The sequence below is a fragment of the Streptomyces sp. MGP-P1 genome (assembly GCF_057766565.1).
On sequence record NZ_JBYMEM010000006.1, the window covers coordinates 70,519 to 87,470 of the forward strand.

At 71.7% G+C, this 16,952-nt stretch carries 17 protein-coding genes; 12 read left to right on the forward strand and 5 right to left on the reverse strand.

Annotation, left to right across the window (positions count from 1 at the left end):
• Positions 1 to 18 precede the first annotated feature (18 nt).
• The 3 genes from AC3CH1_RS16040 to AC3CH1_RS16050 all read right to left on the reverse strand — a co-directional run bounded on the left by AC3CH1_RS16040 (position 19) and on the right by AC3CH1_RS16050 (position 1,715).
• Positions 19 to 501 (reverse strand): succinate dehydrogenase hydrophobic membrane anchor subunit, encoded by a 483-nt coding sequence (locus AC3CH1_RS16040; protein ID WP_488463568.1) that lies wholly within the window; start codon positions 499 to 501, stop codon positions 19 to 21.
• Between the two features lie 5 nt (positions 502 to 506).
• Positions 507 to 887: a succinate dehydrogenase, cytochrome b556 subunit gene (gene sdhC, locus AC3CH1_RS16045; RefSeq protein WP_078625614.1), complete on the reverse strand. Its 381-nt coding sequence runs from the start codon at positions 885 to 887 to the stop codon at positions 507 to 509.
• A gap of 225 nt (positions 888 to 1,112) precedes the next feature.
• On the reverse strand, positions 1,113 to 1,715 hold the full coding sequence (locus tag AC3CH1_RS16050) for a 2-oxo-4-hydroxy-4-carboxy-5-ureidoimidazoline decarboxylase (RefSeq protein ID WP_488463569.1): 603 nt from the start codon (positions 1,713 to 1,715) through the stop codon (positions 1,113 to 1,115).
• Positions 1,716 to 2,174: 459 nt separating this feature from the next.
• Between AC3CH1_RS16050 and AC3CH1_RS16055 the strand changes: the two genes are divergently transcribed.
• The 3 genes from AC3CH1_RS16055 (at position 2,175) to AC3CH1_RS16065 (ending at position 5,427) form a co-directional block, all read left to right on the forward strand.
• Positions 2,175 to 3,785: a beta-N-acetylhexosaminidase gene (locus tag AC3CH1_RS16055; RefSeq protein ID WP_488463570.1), complete on the forward strand. Its 1,611-nt coding sequence runs from the start codon at positions 2,175 to 2,177 to the stop codon at positions 3,783 to 3,785.
• Positions 3,786 to 3,962: 177 nt separating this feature from the next.
• On the forward strand, positions 3,963 to 4,796 hold the full coding sequence (locus AC3CH1_RS16060; RefSeq protein WP_488463571.1) for a DUF4328 domain-containing protein: 834 nt from the start codon (positions 3,963 to 3,965) through the stop codon (positions 4,794 to 4,796).
• A 52-nt stretch (positions 4,797 to 4,848) separates the two neighbouring features.
• On the forward strand, positions 4,849 to 5,427 hold the full coding sequence (locus AC3CH1_RS16065) for a hypothetical protein (protein ID WP_488463572.1): 579 nt from the start codon (positions 4,849 to 4,851) through the stop codon (positions 5,425 to 5,427).
• A gap of 49 nt (positions 5,428 to 5,476) precedes the next feature.
• Here AC3CH1_RS16065 and AC3CH1_RS16070 read toward each other — a convergent pair whose 3' ends face one another.
• Positions 5,477 to 6,046 carry a universal stress protein gene (locus tag AC3CH1_RS16070; protein WP_488463573.1) on the reverse strand — a complete coding sequence of 190 codons (570 nt, stop codon included), beginning with the start codon at positions 6,044 to 6,046 and terminating at the stop codon, positions 5,477 to 5,479.
• A 201-nt stretch (positions 6,047 to 6,247) separates the two neighbouring features.
• Between AC3CH1_RS16070 and AC3CH1_RS16075 the strand changes: the two genes are divergently transcribed.
• The 7 genes from AC3CH1_RS16075 (at position 6,248) to AC3CH1_RS16105 (ending at position 12,780) form a co-directional block, all read left to right on the forward strand.
• Positions 6,248 to 6,583: an SAV_915 family protein gene (locus tag AC3CH1_RS16075; RefSeq protein WP_488463574.1), complete on the forward strand. Its 336-nt coding sequence runs from the start codon at positions 6,248 to 6,250 to the stop codon at positions 6,581 to 6,583.
• 38 nt (positions 6,584 to 6,621) lie between these two features.
• A complete protein-coding gene (gene lysA / locus AC3CH1_RS16080) occupies positions 6,622 to 7,956 on the forward strand; it encodes a diaminopimelate decarboxylase (protein ID WP_488463575.1) in 1,335 nt (444 codons plus the stop codon).
• A gap of 122 nt (positions 7,957 to 8,078) precedes the next feature.
• On the forward strand, positions 8,079 to 8,231 hold the full coding sequence (locus AC3CH1_RS16085) for a hypothetical protein (RefSeq protein WP_488463576.1): 153 nt from the start codon (positions 8,079 to 8,081) through the stop codon (positions 8,229 to 8,231).
• Complete coding sequence (gene kdpF / locus AC3CH1_RS16090; protein WP_018955984.1) at positions 8,228 to 8,317, forward strand: K(+)-transporting ATPase subunit F; 90 nt, start codon at positions 8,228 to 8,230, stop codon at positions 8,315 to 8,317. The genes AC3CH1_RS16085 and kdpF overlap by 4 nt, the downstream gene beginning before the upstream one ends.
• Positions 8,318 to 8,326: 9 nt before the next feature.
• Positions 8,327 to 9,991, forward strand: coding sequence for a potassium-transporting ATPase subunit KdpA (gene kdpA / locus AC3CH1_RS16095; RefSeq protein WP_488463577.1), 1,665 nt, complete (start codon positions 8,327 to 8,329; stop codon positions 9,989 to 9,991).
• Complete coding sequence (kdpB, locus tag AC3CH1_RS16100) at positions 9,988 to 12,102, forward strand: potassium-transporting ATPase subunit KdpB (RefSeq protein WP_488463578.1); 2,115 nt, start codon at positions 9,988 to 9,990, stop codon at positions 12,100 to 12,102. The genes kdpA and kdpB overlap by 4 nt, the downstream gene beginning before the upstream one ends.
• 6 nt (positions 12,103 to 12,108) lie before the next feature.
• Positions 12,109 to 12,780, forward strand: coding sequence for a potassium-transporting ATPase subunit C (locus AC3CH1_RS16105; RefSeq protein WP_488463579.1), 672 nt, complete (start codon positions 12,109 to 12,111; stop codon positions 12,778 to 12,780).
• Between the two features lie 191 nt (positions 12,781 to 12,971).
• Here AC3CH1_RS16105 and AC3CH1_RS16110 read toward each other — a convergent pair whose 3' ends face one another.
• On the reverse strand, positions 12,972 to 14,039 hold the full coding sequence (locus tag AC3CH1_RS16110) for a methyltransferase (protein WP_488463580.1): 1,068 nt from the start codon (positions 14,037 to 14,039) through the stop codon (positions 12,972 to 12,974).
• A 612-nt stretch (positions 14,040 to 14,651) separates the two neighbouring features.
• Between AC3CH1_RS16110 and AC3CH1_RS16115 the strand changes: the two genes are divergently transcribed.
• Positions 14,652 to 15,413, forward strand: coding sequence for an RNA polymerase sigma factor (locus tag AC3CH1_RS16115; RefSeq protein WP_488463581.1), 762 nt, complete (start codon positions 14,652 to 14,654; stop codon positions 15,411 to 15,413).
• Entirely contained in the window at positions 15,413 to 16,567 is a 1,155-nt protein-coding gene (locus AC3CH1_RS16120; RefSeq protein ID WP_488463582.1) for a hypothetical protein, read from the forward strand. Before AC3CH1_RS16115 ends, AC3CH1_RS16120 begins: the two co-directional genes overlap by 1 nt.
• Positions 16,568 to 16,952 lie beyond the last annotated feature (385 nt).

A 16,952-nucleotide genomic window follows, 5' to 3' on the forward strand; every position in this document is an offset into this window, starting at 1 on the left:
GTCCCTCTGTCCCGGCGCCTAGCGGATGTTCGGGTCGAAGGTGAAGATCACCAGCGTGCCCAGCAGGACGGTGAACACCGTGGCGGTGTACAGGAGCATCTTCAGCCAGAAGCGGGTGTTGTCCCGTTCGGCGTAGTCGTTGATGACCGTACGGAGGCCGTTGCCGCCGTGGAGCATGGCGAGCCACAGCATCGTCAGGTCCCAGACCTGCCAGAACGGCGAGGCCCAGCGGCCCGCCACGAAGGCGAAGCCGATCTTGGAGACGCCGCCGTCGAGCACCAGCTGGATCAGCAGGTGGCCGATGACGAGGACGGTCAGGAGGATGCCCGACAGGCGCATGAAGAGCCAGGCGTACATCTCGAAGTTGCCGCGCGAGGCCTTGGGGGTCTTGCCCGTGCGCTTGCGCGGGGGCTCGATCACCGGGGCCGGGTGGTCGACGTCGTAGAGGCTCACGCCTTCGACGTCGCCGATGGCGGCTGCGGAAGAAGTCTCACTGGACATGGGCCTCAGCTCCCGAAGACGTCGCGTACGGCGTGACCGAGGACGGGGTACAGGGCCCCGACCATCAGCACGATCCAGATGCCCATCACGGTCCAGAGCATCTGCTTCTGGAGTCGCGGGCCCTTGGCCCAGAAGTCCACGGCGATGATCCGGAGACCGTTCAGCGCGTGGAAGAGAATCGCGGCCACGAGGCCGTATTCGAGGAGCGCGACGATCGGCGTCTTGTACGTGGCCACGACTTCGTCGTAGGCCTCGGGGGAGACGCGGACGAGAGCGGTGTCCAGGACATGTACGAACAGGAAGAAGAAAATGAGGACACCGGTGACTCGATGAGCCACCCAGGACCACATGCCTTCCCGGCCGCGGTACAGCGTTCCAGCCGGCACGGAAGAACCCTCCGGGAGCGGGGATGAGGGTCGGCCGGCTTGACTGTCGGTCTGACCCGGCCGGGTACGGTCCACCGGCCCTGGCCATCGTAGCGACGCATTGTCGGTTCGTATCCGCCGGGGCCTCCCGTGTGATCAAAGTGGCAATCAAACAGGCACGTACGGGCTAGAGCGCCCGTTACCGCCGCGCGTCCGGCACCCCCACCGCCGCGCGTCCGGCACCCCTTACCGCCGCGGGTCCGCCGCCAGCAGTTCGAGGATCCGGCTCCGGGCGAGTCGCCGCAGCTCCTCGGCGGCCACCGCCCGCTCCTCGTCCGGGTCGTGCGCCAGCCGGACCCGGATCCCGGCCAGCACCTGGTCCACGTGCTGGGAGGGGCGGCAGGCGTCCAGGCAGATCACGAAGGCGTGGCCGAACCGGCTCTCGTACGCCGCGTGCGCGGCCCGCAGCGCCAGGTGGGCGGCGCGGGGGGCGTCGTCGTGCAGGCAGGGGGCCGGCTCCGAGGCCAGGGCCTCCGCGATGTCCCGGGGCGCGAGGTCGTAGCCCGCCTCGTCGGACGCGGCCAGTAGAGCGCCGAGATCCGGGTAGGGGCGGTGGGCGGCCATCCGGTGGGCCCAGCGGAGACTGCCGCAGCACTCCAGGAAGGCCGCCTCGGCGGCGGCGAAGGGCAGGTGGTTGAAATGGGCCAGGCCGGAGGCGTGATCAACCGGCGGTGCGGCGGTGGGCGGGCCTCCCGGGCCTCCCGGGCCTTCCAGGCCACCCGGCCTTCCGGGGCCACCCGGGCCTTCCGAGCCGTCGGTCGGAAGCGGGTGGCGCGGCTGTGCGGGCACGGCCGGACGGCCGGCCGGGGGCGCGGATCGCTTCGGCAGGCCGGCGGGGGGCTCGCTGGACCTGGACAGCGTGGACTCCTCGTATCAACGACGGCTATGACTCCGTGGCCCCGGAAGGAACCTTCTGCCCCTGGAAGACAGATCAGGACGTACCGAGGTTGCCCGGCGTGGGGGTGAGTTCCGCGGGGGCGGGAGTGAAGGGAGAGACGAATGTGCCGCAACGCTAGCGAGATCCGTCGGCGGACGTCGGGCGGACCGCGCAGAAATCACCCGAACGGGAGAGTTTCGGAACGTGTGACGAGTATCTGACCTGCGTCGACCGGGGTTCTGTTCGATCCCCCGAAGCCCTCGATGGGCGAGACCTCGGCAGAAATGTCAACCTTGCACCCTATTCACCTGTTTCATCGTCTCTTCACTCGTTTCACCCGCTCCTGCCCCCTCAACGGAGGAATCTGCCCGATGTCGCCCACGCGTGGTGCCCTCGTCACCGGCGCGGCTGTCACGGCCGCGGCCGCCGTCGCCCTCACCGTCGTCGTCTGGCCGGAGGGGTCCGGCAACGGATCGTCCGGCGACACCGCGTCGCCCTCCGGCACCTCCGCCGAGGCCGTCGCCCCGTCGCCCTCCCGCAGCTACCCGATGTCCAGCACACCGAGCACGATCCCCGCGGTGCGCGAGCACACCCCGGCCCGGGGGCCCGGCTGGCAGCCGGGCAAGGACAGCACCGTCGTCATAGCCAAGGGCAGCCAGGTGCTCGCCGACGAGGCGGAGCTGCTCGCCAAGGAGCTGAAGATCCGCTACCGGGGCGCCGAACCGGCGCGGACGGGAGACGTCGAGCTGGCGCTCGGCGACAAGGACGCGGGCCCCACCGAGTCGTACACGCTCACCGTGCGCGACCGGAAGGTGAAGATCACCGGACCCGACGAGTCGGGCGTCTTCTACGGCACCCGCACCCTGAAGCAGTCGGTCAAGGCGGACGGCACGCTCCCCGAGGGCGTCGTCAACGACCGGCCGGACCGGCCGCAGCGCGGACTCAACCTCGACATCGCGCGCAAGCACTACAGCGCGGAGTGGATAGAGGACCGCATACGGGAGATGGGCGACCTCAAGCTCAACCAGCTCGGCCTGCACTTCTCCGACGACCAGGCCTTCCGGATCGAGTCGAAGTCGCACCCCGAGGTGGTCTCCGACGAAGCCCTCACCCAGGACGAGGTCCGCCGGATCGTCGCCCTCGCCAACAGCCGGCACATCGAGGTCGTCCCCGAGATCGACTCGCCCGGACACCTCGGCGCGGTGCTGGCCGCCCACCCCGACCTCCAGTTGCGCAACACCGCGGGCGTGGAGTCGAAGGGCTCCATCGACATCTCGAAGCCGGGCGCGGCCAAGCTGATCGACGAACTCCTCGACGAGTACACCGAGCTGTTCCCCGGGCGCTTCTGGCACCTGGGCGCGGACGAGTACCAGGCGCTGACCGTCCAGAACCCGGCCGCCTCCTACCCGCAGCTCCAGCGCGCGGCGGAGGAGAAGCACGGCGCCGGAGCCTCGATCGAGGACCTGGCCACCGGCTGGCTGAACGACCGCGCGGCCGTCGTCGTCCCGAAGGGCCGGACCGCCAAGGCTTGGAACGACGGGCTCTTCCGGGACACGAAGGTCAAGGCCGACGAGAACATCGAGATCGAGTACTGGACCGGCAAGGAGATCGGCGCCCGCCCGCCGCAGGAGTACCTCGCCGCGGGCTACAAGATGCTGAACCTCAACGACGAGTTCCTCTACTACGTGCTCGGCGAGCCCAACGAGTTCGTCTACCCGACCGGCGAGCGGATCTACGAGCAGTGGACCCCGCTGGTCATGCGCGGCACCGAGCCCGTGGCGGAGCGCTACTCGCAGCAGATCCTCGGCGGCCGGTTCGCCGTCTGGGGCGACCTGGCGAACGCGCAGACCACCCAGCAGGTGGCGGACGGCATCAGGATGCCCCTGGTGGCGACCTCGCAGAAGCTGTGGGATCCGCGGAAACCGGCGCTGAGCTGGGCGCGGTTCCAGGAACTGGCGGAGCGGACCGGCAGCGCGGGGTGAGTCCGGGGGCGTTACCCGGCGGCGGACCGTAGCCCGTGGACAGCGACGCCGTCCACGGGCTACGGTCCGCCGACCGCGCGCTCCTGGGGAGGGACGTGAGGCCACACACCGCCGGCCCGTCCTTGGGGGGACTTCGCCATGTCCATGCTCTGCACCCGTTGTCGTATCAGAACGGCCGTGACCGACGACGGGCTGTGCACCTTCTGCTCGGGCACCCGGCCCCCGCTGCCCGGCGGCGCGAAGGCCCCGGTCCCCGGGGCGGCACCCCTTCCCGGCCCCGTGCCCGACCTCGTCCCCGGCGGCCGGGGCGCCGGCGCGCCGCGTCCGCCGGTCGGCCTGGCGCGGGCGGTGGTCGCCCTGCTGGGCTGCGTCGTCGCGAGCGACCTGTTCGTCATCGGCGCCGGTCTGCACCTGGGCAGCCTGTGGGAGGGGCTGGCGGCGGACGAGTCCCTCAACATCTACACCGGGCCCGGCCTGCGGGCGCAGGAGCTGTACGACCTCGCCGGCACGCTCCAGACGGCGGCGTTCCTGGCCACCGGCGTCCTCTTCATCATCTGGTTCCACCGGGCCCGCCGGAACGCCGAGGTCTTCGAGTCCGGCGTGCAGCGGATGGGGCCGGGCTGGGCGGTGGGCGGCTGGTTCGTCCCGGTCGCCAACCTCTGGTTCCCCTACCGCGTCGCGAGCGGCATCTGGGAGGCGAGCGTCCCGCTCCACCCCGATGGCGGGTGGCGCACGGTTCCCAAGACGCTGCTGAACCTGTGGTGGGGCGGCTGGATCGTCTCCGTCCTCGCCTCCCGGATCGCCGTGAGCCAGTGGAACCGGGCTCAGGAGCCGGAGCAGATCGCCGACGCGGCGGCCCTCGTCGCGGCCGCCGACGCGCTGGATCTCGTGGCCGCGGTGCTCGCCGTCCTCTTCGTGCGCGCGGTGACCCGGATGCAGGGGGAGCGGGCCGGCATCCGGCAGGCCGCGGCCGCCCCCGAGCGGGCGGCCCCGGAGCCCGTCGCCCCATAGTGACGATTTTCGGCCATTCGGCGCAGTATCCGGTAGACCGAGGGAGACGTCGATGAGTCTGCTGGAACTGATCGAACGAGCCGACGAGCGCGCGCTGGCCGCCGGGGCGCTGGCCTGCCTGGACCGGTGCCTGCCGCTGCTCGCGGGGCCCGGGGCGGAGCCGCTGCGCCCGCTCTGGGCGAGCTGCGAGAACGGACAGGATTGGGCCATCCGGCTCGCGGCGGTGCGGACGGGGATGGAGCACGAGTCCGTCACCGATGGCCCGGCCGCGCTCGTCCGGACCATGCTCGGCGCCGCCCCCTCCGACTTCGACGCCGTACCGCTGCGGGGGTGGGCGGACGCCTGTTCGCTGGTCGCCCTGCGGATCCACGGGCGGCTGGACGCCCCGGACGGGGAGACGCCGCCGGAAGAGGAGCGGCTGCTCGAGGCGGCCCGCGGCGGTGAACCGGCCGCCGTGGGGCCGCTGGTCGCCGGGGAGCTGGAACGGCAGGTCCGCATCCTGGAGATCCTGGCGGAGACCACCGGCACGGCCGGCAGCGGCGCCGGACTCCGCAAGGCGCTGGACCTGTCCACGGAGGGCCGCCGGGTCCTGCGCGCCGTGATGTCACGACGGGCCCGCGGCCGGGTCTGACGAACGGGCGCGCTACGGCGCGAGCGTTCCCCTACAGCCCGGTGTTCCCCTACGGCGCGGGCGTTCCCCACCGTCCGGGCGTTCCCCACCGCCCGGGCGTTCCCCACCGCCCCGGCGTTCCCCACCGCCCGGGCGGCAGGGGCCAGTTGTCGCCCAGTACGGCGGCGAGCTCGGCTTCGAGCGGGTTCGGGGGCACCGCGAGAACGGGGCAGGCCGCGTGCGTCAGGCAGTAACGCGCCACCGACGGGCGCAGGGCGGGCAGCCGTCTGCCGCGTGAGCCCGCACCCACGACCAGGAGGCCGTCGGCCGACCCGGCAGCCTCGACGAGAACCGCTCCGGGCTCGCCGCGCACGGCGAGCCCGGACAGCGCGACGCCCGGCCTCCTGACGGCGAACGCACCGTCGAGAAGGGTGCGCAGCTCCTCGACAGCGGCTTCCCGGTACTCCCGGAGCGCGGCGGTGCCATAGGTGGCACGGCCGCCCAGACCTCCGCCGGGCAGTTGCCAGGCCAGCACGACGTACAGATCCGCGTTGCGTTCCCGCGCCTCGGCGGTGGCCCGGTGCAGGGCGGTGAGGCTCCCCGGGGAGCCGCTCACGCCGACCACGATTCTCTGCCGCACGGTCCGGCCTCCTGTCTCGTCCTGTTCCGGAATTCCATTGAAGAGCGGGCCGGGGGAGGCGAGCGTCAGCGATGCGTATGAACCGGGCGGTGCCCGTCAACATCGCGTAAGGCGGGAGGGCTTCCGGCGCCGGGGCGGGCATAGCTTCGACGTCATGCGGCCGGACGACGGCCGATCGCGGCTCCACCCGGAGGAAACCTCATGTGCCTCTTCTCGTACGACGACGACCCCGACCCCGACGAACAGGCCCGGGCCGTGCTTCTGTACGTGCCCGTCCGGCCGGAAGCCGCCGGCCCCGCGCTGCGGATGTTCCGTACGCCGCTGGGCGAGCGCACCGCCGTCGGCTTCACCGGCCTCGGGCTGCTGACCGCGGCCCTCGGAGCCGGCCAGGCCGCGATCAGGCTCGCCGAACCGGCCCTGCGCTCCCTCACGGAGCCGCTCGGTGTCGACCGGCTCGTCGTCGACCCGGTCCTCTCGGCCCCGGCCGTCACCGCCGTGCCCATGCGCGCGGCCGAAGAGCCCGCGCGCGCCCGGTGACCCGCGCCCCGTCCCACGCCTCCCGAGGAGACGCCGCCATGTCCGCTCCCGTTCTCACCGAGCCCCCGGCAGGGCTGGACGATCTGTCCGTCTGGCCCGCCTCCACCGTCCGGCTCCCGCACGGCGACCTGAGCGTCGGAGGGGTCTCGCTCGCCGGTCTCGCCGACCGGTTCGGCACTCCCGCGTACGTGCTGGACGAGGACGAGGTGCGCTCACGCTGCCGGACCTACCGGGCCGCCTTCCCCGACGCCCAGGTGCTGTACGCGGCCAAGGCGTTCCTGTCCCGGGCGATGGCGCGGTGGATCGACGAGGAGGGCCTGGGGCTGGACGTCTGCTCCGGCGGTGAACTCGAACTCGCCCACGCCGCCGGGTTCCCGCCGGAGCGGATGGTGCTGCACGGCAACGCGAAGACACCGCACGACATCGGGACGGCGCTACGGCTCGGGGTCGGGCGGATCGTCGTCGACAGCCCGTCGGAGATCGCCCGGATCGCCGCGCTGACCGGCCCCGCGGGGCGGCAGAAGGTGATGGTGCGGGTGGTGCCAGGGGTGTCGGCGGGCGGCCACGAGAAGATCCGCACCGGTACCGACGGCCAGAAGTTCGGCCTGTCCCTCACCGACGGGTCCGCCCAGCACGCCATCGCCCGTGTGCTCGGTCAGCCGCAGCTCGAACTGACCGGCCTGCACTGCCACATAGGCTCGCAGATCACCGACGTCAGGCCGTACCTGGTGGCCGTGCGGCGCATGGTCGGACTGATGGCCCGGGTCAAGGACAGCCACGGCGTCACCTTCCCCGAGCTCGACATGGGCGGCGGGCACGGGGTCGCCTACCGGCCGGGGGAGCCCGCCCTCGACCTGACCGCCCTCGCGCGCCGCCTCGGCGCGGAACTCGCCACCGGCTGCGCGGCGGCGGGCCTGCCCGTGCCGAGGCTGGCCATCGAACCCGGGCGGGCGATCGCGGCCCCGGCCGGGGTGGCGCTGTACCGCGTCCTCTCCGTCAAGCACACCGGCCCGAACATGTTCGTGGCCGTCGACGGGGGCATGAGCGACAACCCCCGGCCCGCCCTGTACGGGGCCCGCTACGCGCCCCGCCTGATCGGCCGCGCGGCCACCGCCGGACCGGTCGCGGCCACGGTGGTGGGCCGGCACTGCGAGGCCGGCGACGTCCTCGCGAGCGACGTCCTCCTGCCCGGCGACATCCGCTCCGGCGACCTGCTCGCGGTACCCGTGGCGGGTGCCTACCAGGTCTCCATGGCCTCCGCCTACAACCTCGTCGGCCGGCCGCCGGTCGTCGCGGTGCACGAAGGCGCGGCACGCCTGCTGATCCGGCGCGAGACGCAGGAGGACCTCCGGCGGCGCGACATCGGCGCTTAGAAAGTGCGGGCGGGGGCCGTGGGCGTACGGCCGCGTGCGCATGGCCCGGTCGGCCGCGTCAGATCGGCGTCAAGGGTCCCCCGGTATTCGTATGGACCCCGTCAAGGTGGCTTATCGCCCCGATGAAGTCGCGGTTTGCTCGTATCGGCCAAACGGCCGATTTTCTTCATCACGTCAATCAGGAGCTCGCGATGGCCGATCTGGCCTTCGTCGCCACCACGATCGCGGTGTTCGCGCTGGTGGCTCTCATCGCCCGGGGGGTGACCAAGCTGTGACCGTCGAAAACGTCGTCGGCCTCGTCGTGGCCGTGTCCCTGCTCGGATATCTCATCCTCGCTCTCCTTTACCCGGAGAGGTTCTGAGTCAAGGAAATGAGTCCCCAGGTCGCTGGTCTGCTCCAGCTCACAGCCCTGATCGCCGCTCTCGCCCTCGCCTACCGCCCGCTGGGCGATTACATGGCCAGGGTCTACTCCTCCGAGAAGAACTACCGCCCGGAGAAGTGGATATACAAGGCCATCGGCGCCAATCCGGCCACCGAGATGCGCTGGCCCGCCTATCTGCGCGGAGTGCTCGCCTTCTCGGCGGTGAGCGTTCTCTTCCTGTACCTGATGCAAAGGGTGCAGGGCTCGCTGCCCGGTTCGCTCGGCTTCTCCTCGATCGACCCGGACCAGGCGTTCAACACCGCCGCGTCCTTCGTCGCCAACACCAACTGGCAGTCGTACTACGGCGAACAGGCCATGGGCCACGTCGTGCAGACCGGCGGTCTCGCGGTGCAGAACTTCCTGTCCGCGGCCGTCGGCATGGCCGTCGCGGTGGCACTCGTACGGGGCTTCGCCCGGTCGCGTACAGGTGAACTCGGCAACTTCTGGGCCGACCTGGTGCGCGGGACCGTCCGCATCCTGGTCCCGATCTCGGTGATCGGCGCGATCGTCCTGGTCGCCGCCGGGGCGATCCAGAACTTCTCCGGCATCCACCAGGTCGGCCAGTTCATGGGCGGCACGCAGGAGTGGAACGGCGGCGCGGTCGCCTCCCAGGAGGTCATCAAGGAGCTGGGCACCAACGGCGGCGGCTACTTCAACGCCAACTCCGCCCACCCCTTCGAGAACCCCAACCCCCTGTCCAACCTGTTCGAGATCTTCCTCATCCTGCTGATCCCGTTCGCGCTGACGCGGACCTTCGGCCGGATGGTCGGATCGCTGAAGCAGGGGTACGCGATCCTCGGCGCGATGGCCGTCATCTGGATCGGCTTCACGGCGCTGATGATGTGGACCGAATTCGCCCACCGCGGGCCCGCGTTCGAGATCGCAGGCGGCGCCATGGAGGGCAAGGAGACCCGCTTCGGGATAGCCGGATCGTCGATCTTCGCGGTCGCCACGACGCTGACCTCGACCGGGGCGGTGAACTCCTTCCACTCCTCGTACACCGGCTTCGGCGGCGGCATCACCATGCTCGGCATGCAGCTCGGCGAGATCGCGCCCGGCGGTGTCGGCTCCGGCCTCTACGGCATGCTGATCATGGCGATCATCGCGGTGTTCATCGCCGGGCTGATGGTCGGACGCACCCCGGAGTACCTCGGCAAGAAGATCGGCACCCGCCAGATCAAGCTCGCGGCCTGCTACATCCTCGTCACCCCGGCCCTCGTGCTCGGCTTCACCGCCGTCGCCATGGCCCTGCCGACCCCCGCCGACTCGATGACCAACTCGGGCGCGCACGGCTTCTCCGAGGTCCTGTACGCCTACACCTCCGGCGCCAACAACAACGGCTCCGCCTTCGCCGGGCTCAACGCCGACACCCAGTGGTTCAACACGACCATCGGCATCGCGATGCTGCTCGGCCGGTTCCTGCCGATGGTGTTCGTCCTGGCCCTGGCCGGCTCGCTCGCCGGGCAGAAACCGGTGCCCGAGACCGCGGGCACGCTGCGCACCGACAAGCCCCTCTACTCGGGGCTGCTCGTCGGCACGATCCTCATCATCACCGGACTCACCTACTTCCCGGCCCTGGCGCTGGGTCCGCTCGCCGAAGGGCTCGCCTCATGAGCACCGTCACCCCCACCCCGACGCGCGCGCCGCACGGGGACATACCGCCGGCCGATGGCCACGGTGCTGCCAACCGGGTCGGCGGCGGGCTGTTCGACCCCCAGCTGCTGCTGAAGTCGTTCCCGGACGCGCTGCGCAAGCTCGATCCCCGCGTGATGGTGAAGTCGCCGGTGATGTTCGTCGTGCTGGTCGGTTCGGTGGTCACCACCGCGCTGGCGTTCACCGACCCGACCGACTGGTTCGGCTGGGCGATCACCGCCTGGCTCTGGCTGACCACCGTCTTCGCCAACCTCGCCGAGGCCGTCGCCGAGGGACGGGGCAAGGCCCAGGCCGACACCCTGCGCAAGGCCAAGACCGGCACCGTCGCCCGCCGGGTCATCGGCCCCAACGAGGAGCGGGTCGCGGGGACGGACCTGCGCATCGGGGACCTGGTGGTCTGCGAGGCCGGCGACACCATCCCCGGTGACGGCGATGTCGTGGAAGGCGTCGCCTCCGTCGACGAGTCCGCGATCACCGGCGAGTCCGCCCCGGTCATCCGCGAGTCCGGCGGCGACCGCTCGGCCGTCACCGGCGGTACGAAGGTGCTGTCCGACCGCGTCGTCATCAGGATCACGACGAAGCCCGGCGAGACCTTCATCGACCGCATGATCAACCTGGTGGAGGGCGCCTCCCGGCAGAAGACGCCCAACGAGATCGCCCTGAACATCCTGCTGGCGTCCCTCACGATCGTCTTCCTGCTGGCCGTCGTCACCCTGAAGCCCTTCGCGATCTACGCGGGCGCGGACGACCAGACATCGCTGATCGTGCTCGCCGCCCTGCTGGTCTGTCTGATCCCCACCACGATCGGGGCCCTGCTGTCCGCGATCGGCATCGCGGGCATGGACCGCCTGGTGCAGCGCAACGTCCTGGCCATGTCGGGGCGCGCGGTCGAGGCCGCGGGCGATGTGTCGACCCTGCTCCTCGACAAGACCGGAACCATCACCCTCGGCAACCGTCAGGCCGCCGAGTTCCTCGCGGTCGAGGGCGTCACCGAGGGCGCGCTCGCGGACGCGGCGCAGCTCTCCTCGCTCGCCGACGAGACCCCCGAGGGCCGGTCGATCGTCGTACTCGCCAAGGAGAAGTACGGGCTGCGGGAGCGGACCCAGGGGGAGCTGACCGGCGCCGCCTGGGTGGAGTTCACCGCGCAGACCCGGATGTCGGGCGTCGACCTGGACGGGCGGAAGGTCCGCAAGGGCGCGACCGGCTCGGTCATCGCCTGGGTGAAGGAGCGCGACGGCAGCGTCTCCCCGGACGCGCAGGCGCTCACCGACCGCATCTCCCAGGCCGGCGGTACGCCGCTGCTGGTGGCGGTGGAGGACGCGGACGGCGCCCGGGTCCTCGGGGTCGTCCACCTCAAGGATGTGGTGAAGGAGGGGATGCGGGAGCGGTTCGACGAGCTGCGCCGCATGGGCATCCGTACGGTCATGATCACGGGTGACAACCCGCTGACCGCGAAGGCGATCGCCGAGGAGGCCGGGGTCGACGACTTCCTGGCCGAGGCGACGCCCGAGGACAAGATGGCCCTCATCAAGCGGGAACAGGCCGGCGGCAAGCTCGTCGCGATGACCGGCGACGGCACCAACGACGCCCCCGCCCTGGCCCAGGCCGACGTCGGCGTGGCGATGAACACCGGAACCTCGGCCGCCAAGGAGGCCGGGAACATGGTGGACCTCGACTCCAACCCCACCAAACTCATCGAGATCGTCGAGATCGGCAAACAACTCCTCATCACCCGAGGAGCGTTGACCACCTTCTCCATCGCCAACGACGTCGCGAAGTACTTCGCGATCATCCCCGCCATGTTCGCCGTGGCGTACCCGTCGCTGGACCGGCTCAACGTCATGGGGCTCACCTCACCCGAGTCCGCGATCCTGTCCGCGGTCATCTTCAACGCCCTGGTGATCGTCGCGCTGGTGCCGCTCGCCCTCAAGGGCGTGCGCTACCGGCCCGCGAGCGCGGACCGGATGCTGCGGCGCAACCTGGGCGTCTACGGACTGGGCGGCATCGTCGCCCCGTTCGTCGGCATCAAGATCATCGACCTGCTCCTCTCCCTCCTTCCCGGAATCGGCTGATCCGCCATGACCAACAACTCCGTCAGCAGCACCGTGCGCGTGCTCGGGGCCGGACTGCGAGCCCTGCTCGTCCTCACCCTGGTGTGCGGGGTCCTCTACCCGCTCGCCGTCACCGGCGTCGCCCAGGCCCTGTTCAACGAGAAGGCCAACGGTTCCGAGATCAAGGACAGCGGCGGCCGGGTCGTCGGCTCCTCCCTCATCGGCCAGCGGTACGACCTCCCGCCGAAGGACGGCGAGGAGTCACCCGCCCCGGACCTGAAGTGGTTCCAGCCGCGCCCCTCCAACGGCCTCGGCAGCAACAGCGTCAACACGCAGTACTCCCTGATCCTCTCCGGGGCCACCAACCGCTCCGGGGACAACGAGGAACTGGTCCAGTGGGTGACCGAAGCCAAGGCCGCCGTGGTCGAGGACAACTCCACCCCCACCTACCAGGTGAAGCCCGCGGACGTGCCGGCCGACGCCGTCACCTCCTCCGGCTCCGGCCTGGACCCCCACATCTCCCCGGCGTACGCCGCACTCCAGGTGAACCGGGTCGCCGAGAAGAACAACCTCGACGTCAAGGAGGTGGAGGACCTCGTCGCCGATCACACCACCGGCCGGCTGCTCGGCTTCATGGGCGAGCCGCGGGTGAACGTCCTGGAGCTGAACACCGCGCTCAGGGACCTGAGCCGGGACTGAGGGACGGGGCGGGACACGGTGGGGTCGAGGTTGCCGATCGCCACCCGGGGCGTAACCCGGGAGGCGATCGGCGAAGCGGGGGAAGCCGTGCTCGACGCGCGAGACCGCCGGCCGTGCTCAATGCGCGCGACCGCCGGCACGCGCGAGGGCCGGGAATGACAGCCTGATCAGCAGTTCGATCAGCAGCCTGATCACTCCGGACATCGGCTCTCGAAGGCGTGGTGCCCGTCGGACAGGCGCGTGACGGAGAGCGGTTCGAGGCCGGCGGCCGTGTGCAGCCGCCAGACGTCTTCGGCGGTCCGGAACCCGCGGACCTCCTTTCCGCAGAGCACCATCTGGTAGAGGGCATGGGCGCCGTCCGACTCCCGGTCGAGCAGGGGCTCCAGCACGATCAGCCTGGGCCGCGTTCCTGTGCGGTCGACGGCGTGCGCGGTGCGCTCCATGGCCCGCCGTACCGCGGTGAGGATGCGCGTTCCCTGCTCGGGCGACCAGTCGTGCAGCACGTTCTTGAGCAGGTAGACCCCGCCGCCCTCGGGCACTTCCTCGAAGATGTCCGCCGGCTGGAAGCGGAGCCGGTCGGCGAGCGAACGGTCCGGGGCCTCCGCCAGGCCGGCCGCCGCCCGGGCGCAGACGCCCGGCCGGTCGACACAGGTCCCCTGGAGTGCCGGATCGCGGGCCAGGAGCGACATGAGCAGCGTGCCGTTCCCGCCGCCGACGTCGATCAGCCGCCCCGGCCCGGAGAAGGAGAACTTCTCGGCGAGCGCCGCGGCCGTCGGTCGCGCCAGCTCCGCCATCGCGGCGTCGAAGACCTGCTCCGCCTCCGGTGTCCGGCCGAGGTACGCGTACAGCGGCAGGCCGAAGACGTTCTCGAACCCGGAGCGCCCGGTCGTGACCGTGCCGAGCAGTCCGGCGAAGGCGTCGTCGTAGGTCTCGGCCAGCAGGATGCAGTGGTGCCGCAGGGAACGGGGATGGTCGCCGCGCAGGGCGGCGTGGCTCTCCGCCAGCCGGAACCCGTCCCCGTCGCGCACGAAGACTCCCCGCATGGCCAGGGTCTGAAGGAGGCGGAGCATCACCTCCGGATCACTGCCGGTCCGTCCCGCGATGTCGACGGACGTCATGGAGGCGCCGTCGAGGACGTCCGCGATCCCCAGCCTGGCCGCCACGGCCAGTGCGCGCGAGAAGGACCCTCCCGAGGCGATCTCCAGGAGCCCCGCGCCTCCCCGCGCGTCCTTCCCCTGCTGGCGTGCGTCCGTGTCCACGGCCGGACCTCCTTCTGCTCGTCTTCCCACCCGGCGGCCTCGGCCGTGCGGTACCCGGAATAACGAGGCGGAGAAACGGCCGGAACGGCTCCGGTCCCCATACGTCCGGCAGACACAGGAGCGCCGGGTAACCCGTGGGCGTGAACCCTGCGCGATCAGGGGCGGCAGGGGTGGCAGGGGTGGCCGGTCAGGACCTCCGGCCGTACGGGGTTGCCGGTGACCACCGCCGCTGACCGCAGGCTCTCCGGCAGAAGCGGCAGGGTCGACTCCGAGAACGCGCTCACCCGGAAGGATTCGCCGGCGCGTTGGTCACGGAGGGGGTAAGCGGCCTACGAAGCGCCAGGCCAAAGGACCACACGTTGGAGCGACGACCGGGGCCGCCACCCCCCACAGGAGAGGCCCCGGCCGTCTTCCACGGGGTCGCAGCACGACCCCGTACTCATCTCAGCGCCATGACTGCGTTTTCTGTCACACCGCGCGTCGGCCGACGAATTGTTGCGGGTTGTACAAGTCATGGACGCGGCCCCCGCCGAGCACGTAGCGTGCTGGTTCGCGCAGGGTTGCGCAGCAGTTGACCAGCTGCGATCGAGGACGGCAGAGCGGGTTGAGGGAGTGCTGGGGGACGACGCGGAGCTGACTGCCGCGGTGCTCGCGGCACAGGACGGGGACGAGGACGCCTTCCGTGCTGTGTACCGCGCGGTGCAGCCACGGTTGTTGGGCTACATACGGACGCTGGTCGGGGAGCCGGACGCCGAGGACGTGGCGTCCGAGGCGTGGCTGCAGATAGCGCGCGACCTCGACCGGTTCAGCGGTGACGCCGACCGGTTCCGGGGCTGGGCCGCCCGGATCGCGCGCAACCGCTCGCTGGACCATCTGCGGATGCGCAGCCGCCGCCCCGCGATCGGCGGCGACGAGACCGAACTGACGGCGCGGGCCGCCGAGTCCGACACCGCGGGCGACGCCATCGAGGCGCTGGACACGGACCGCACCATGTCCCTCATCGCCCAGCTGCCGCAGGACCAGGCCGAGGCCGTCGTGCTCCGGGTGGTCGTCGGGCTCGATGCGAAGAGCGCGGCGCAGACCCTCGGCAAGCGGCCCGGCGCTGTACGCACCGCCGCCCACCGGGGCCTCAAGCGACTGGCCGAACTCCTCGGCGCGGAGCACCCCGGGGCGAACCGGACGGACGGCGCCCCCGTGGACGACGCCCCGGACCCGGCGCGGGGCGGCGACGACGGTGCGGGCCAGGGGGCGGCCGGTGGCGCCGGCCTCGGAGGCGTACCCGCGCAGCGCCCCGGGCGGGGCGGTCCGGTGGCGCCCGCCGGGGTCACTCCCGGTGTGACGCATTCGCGACCGTGGACGCAGAAGGACATGTGATGGCCGACGAGCACTACGAGTGGCTTGACAAGGACGCGGCGGAGAGACTGCTCCGCGGCGAACCGGTCGTCCCCGTCGGCGACGAGGCCCGCACCGACGCTTTCCGGCTCGCCGAAGCACTCGGCGCGGCCCGCGGCGGGTCCAGGACCCCGGCAGGCGAACTCCCCGGCGAGGACGCGGTCCTCGCCGCGTTCCGGCAGGCCGGCCACGGCAACGGCGTGGACCGGCTCACCGGTCTCTCCGCCGCCGTCCCCGGCAGGCCCGGTCTGCTGCGCGCCGTCCACCTCGGCTCCGCCCCCGACACCCCGGCCCGCCGCCCACGCTGGAGTCGGCCGGTCCGTTTCGGCCTGGTCGCCTCGCTCGCCGGCTGTGCGCTCGGCGGGGTGGCGGTGGCCGCAGGCACCGGCGTGTTCACCGGAACGTTCGGCGGACAGGGCTCGCCCGCGCCGGCCACCTCCGTGTCGGCCGCCGTGACCCCGGGCCCGCTGAGCTCCGGCGGGCACGCGGACGCCCCGTCGTCCCCGGCGCACCCGCCCCCGCCCGACGCGTCCAAGGAGCCCTCCTCGCCCGCGACCCGGGAGTCCGACGGGCCCGAGCACCCCGACAGCGCGCGAACCGGCGACACCGGCCGGGAGCCCGGCGAGGACCGCCCGGGCAGTCCGGACAAGCCGGGCGGCGACGGTCGCGAGGAGACGGCCGGGGGTGGCGCGGGCCAGGAGGAGAAGCCCGACGGCCCCGGCGAGGACACGGCGTCCGGGAACTGGTACGAGCAGTCCGTCAAGGCCTGCAAGGCTTTCCGCGACGGCAGCCTGGACGACCGGAGCCGACGGCAGCTGATCCGGTTCGCGAAGGGCGAGAAGAACCTGGAGCGCTTCTGCGACCGCCTCCTCGACGGCGGCGGCGGGAGTGGCGGAAACGGTGGGAACGGCGGGAAGGGTGGGAACGGCGGCTCCGGCGGCTCCGGTGACGGTGACGATGACGGTGACGACGACGGTCAGAACGGGCCGGGCGACGGTGACGGCGGCGCGCTGCCGCCCGTCTCCTTCCACCCCGTACCGCGCTCCGGTGCGGCCCCGGAGACGGGTGCCGGGACGGACACCGAGGCCCCGCCGCTCCCGAGGAGCTCCGGCGTGGCCTCCGCGCTCGCTCGTTGACGACCTGAACCGCTCCGTGACGACCTGAACCGCCGTCCTGCCTGCTGATGATCTGAACCGCTCCGTGACGACCCGAACCGCCGTCCTGCCTGCTGATGATCTGAACCGTGCCGCGCTGATGATCCGAACCGCGCCCCGCTGGTTGCCTGAACCGCCGCCACCGCGCTGGTTGCTGAACCGCCCGTCGGCGACCAGAACCTTCCTTGCGGATCTGGACCGCTCGCTGCCGGCCCGAGCCACCCCCTGACCTGCGGTGCAAGAGGCCTCGCGACCCGCCAGGGCGGCCGGGTGTGACGTTTTCCGGAGGCCGGGCGCAGTACAGAGTGAGCCGACTGGTCATCGGCCGCGCAACGAGCCGGGGTTCCCCCCGTACCTTCGGCTCAGC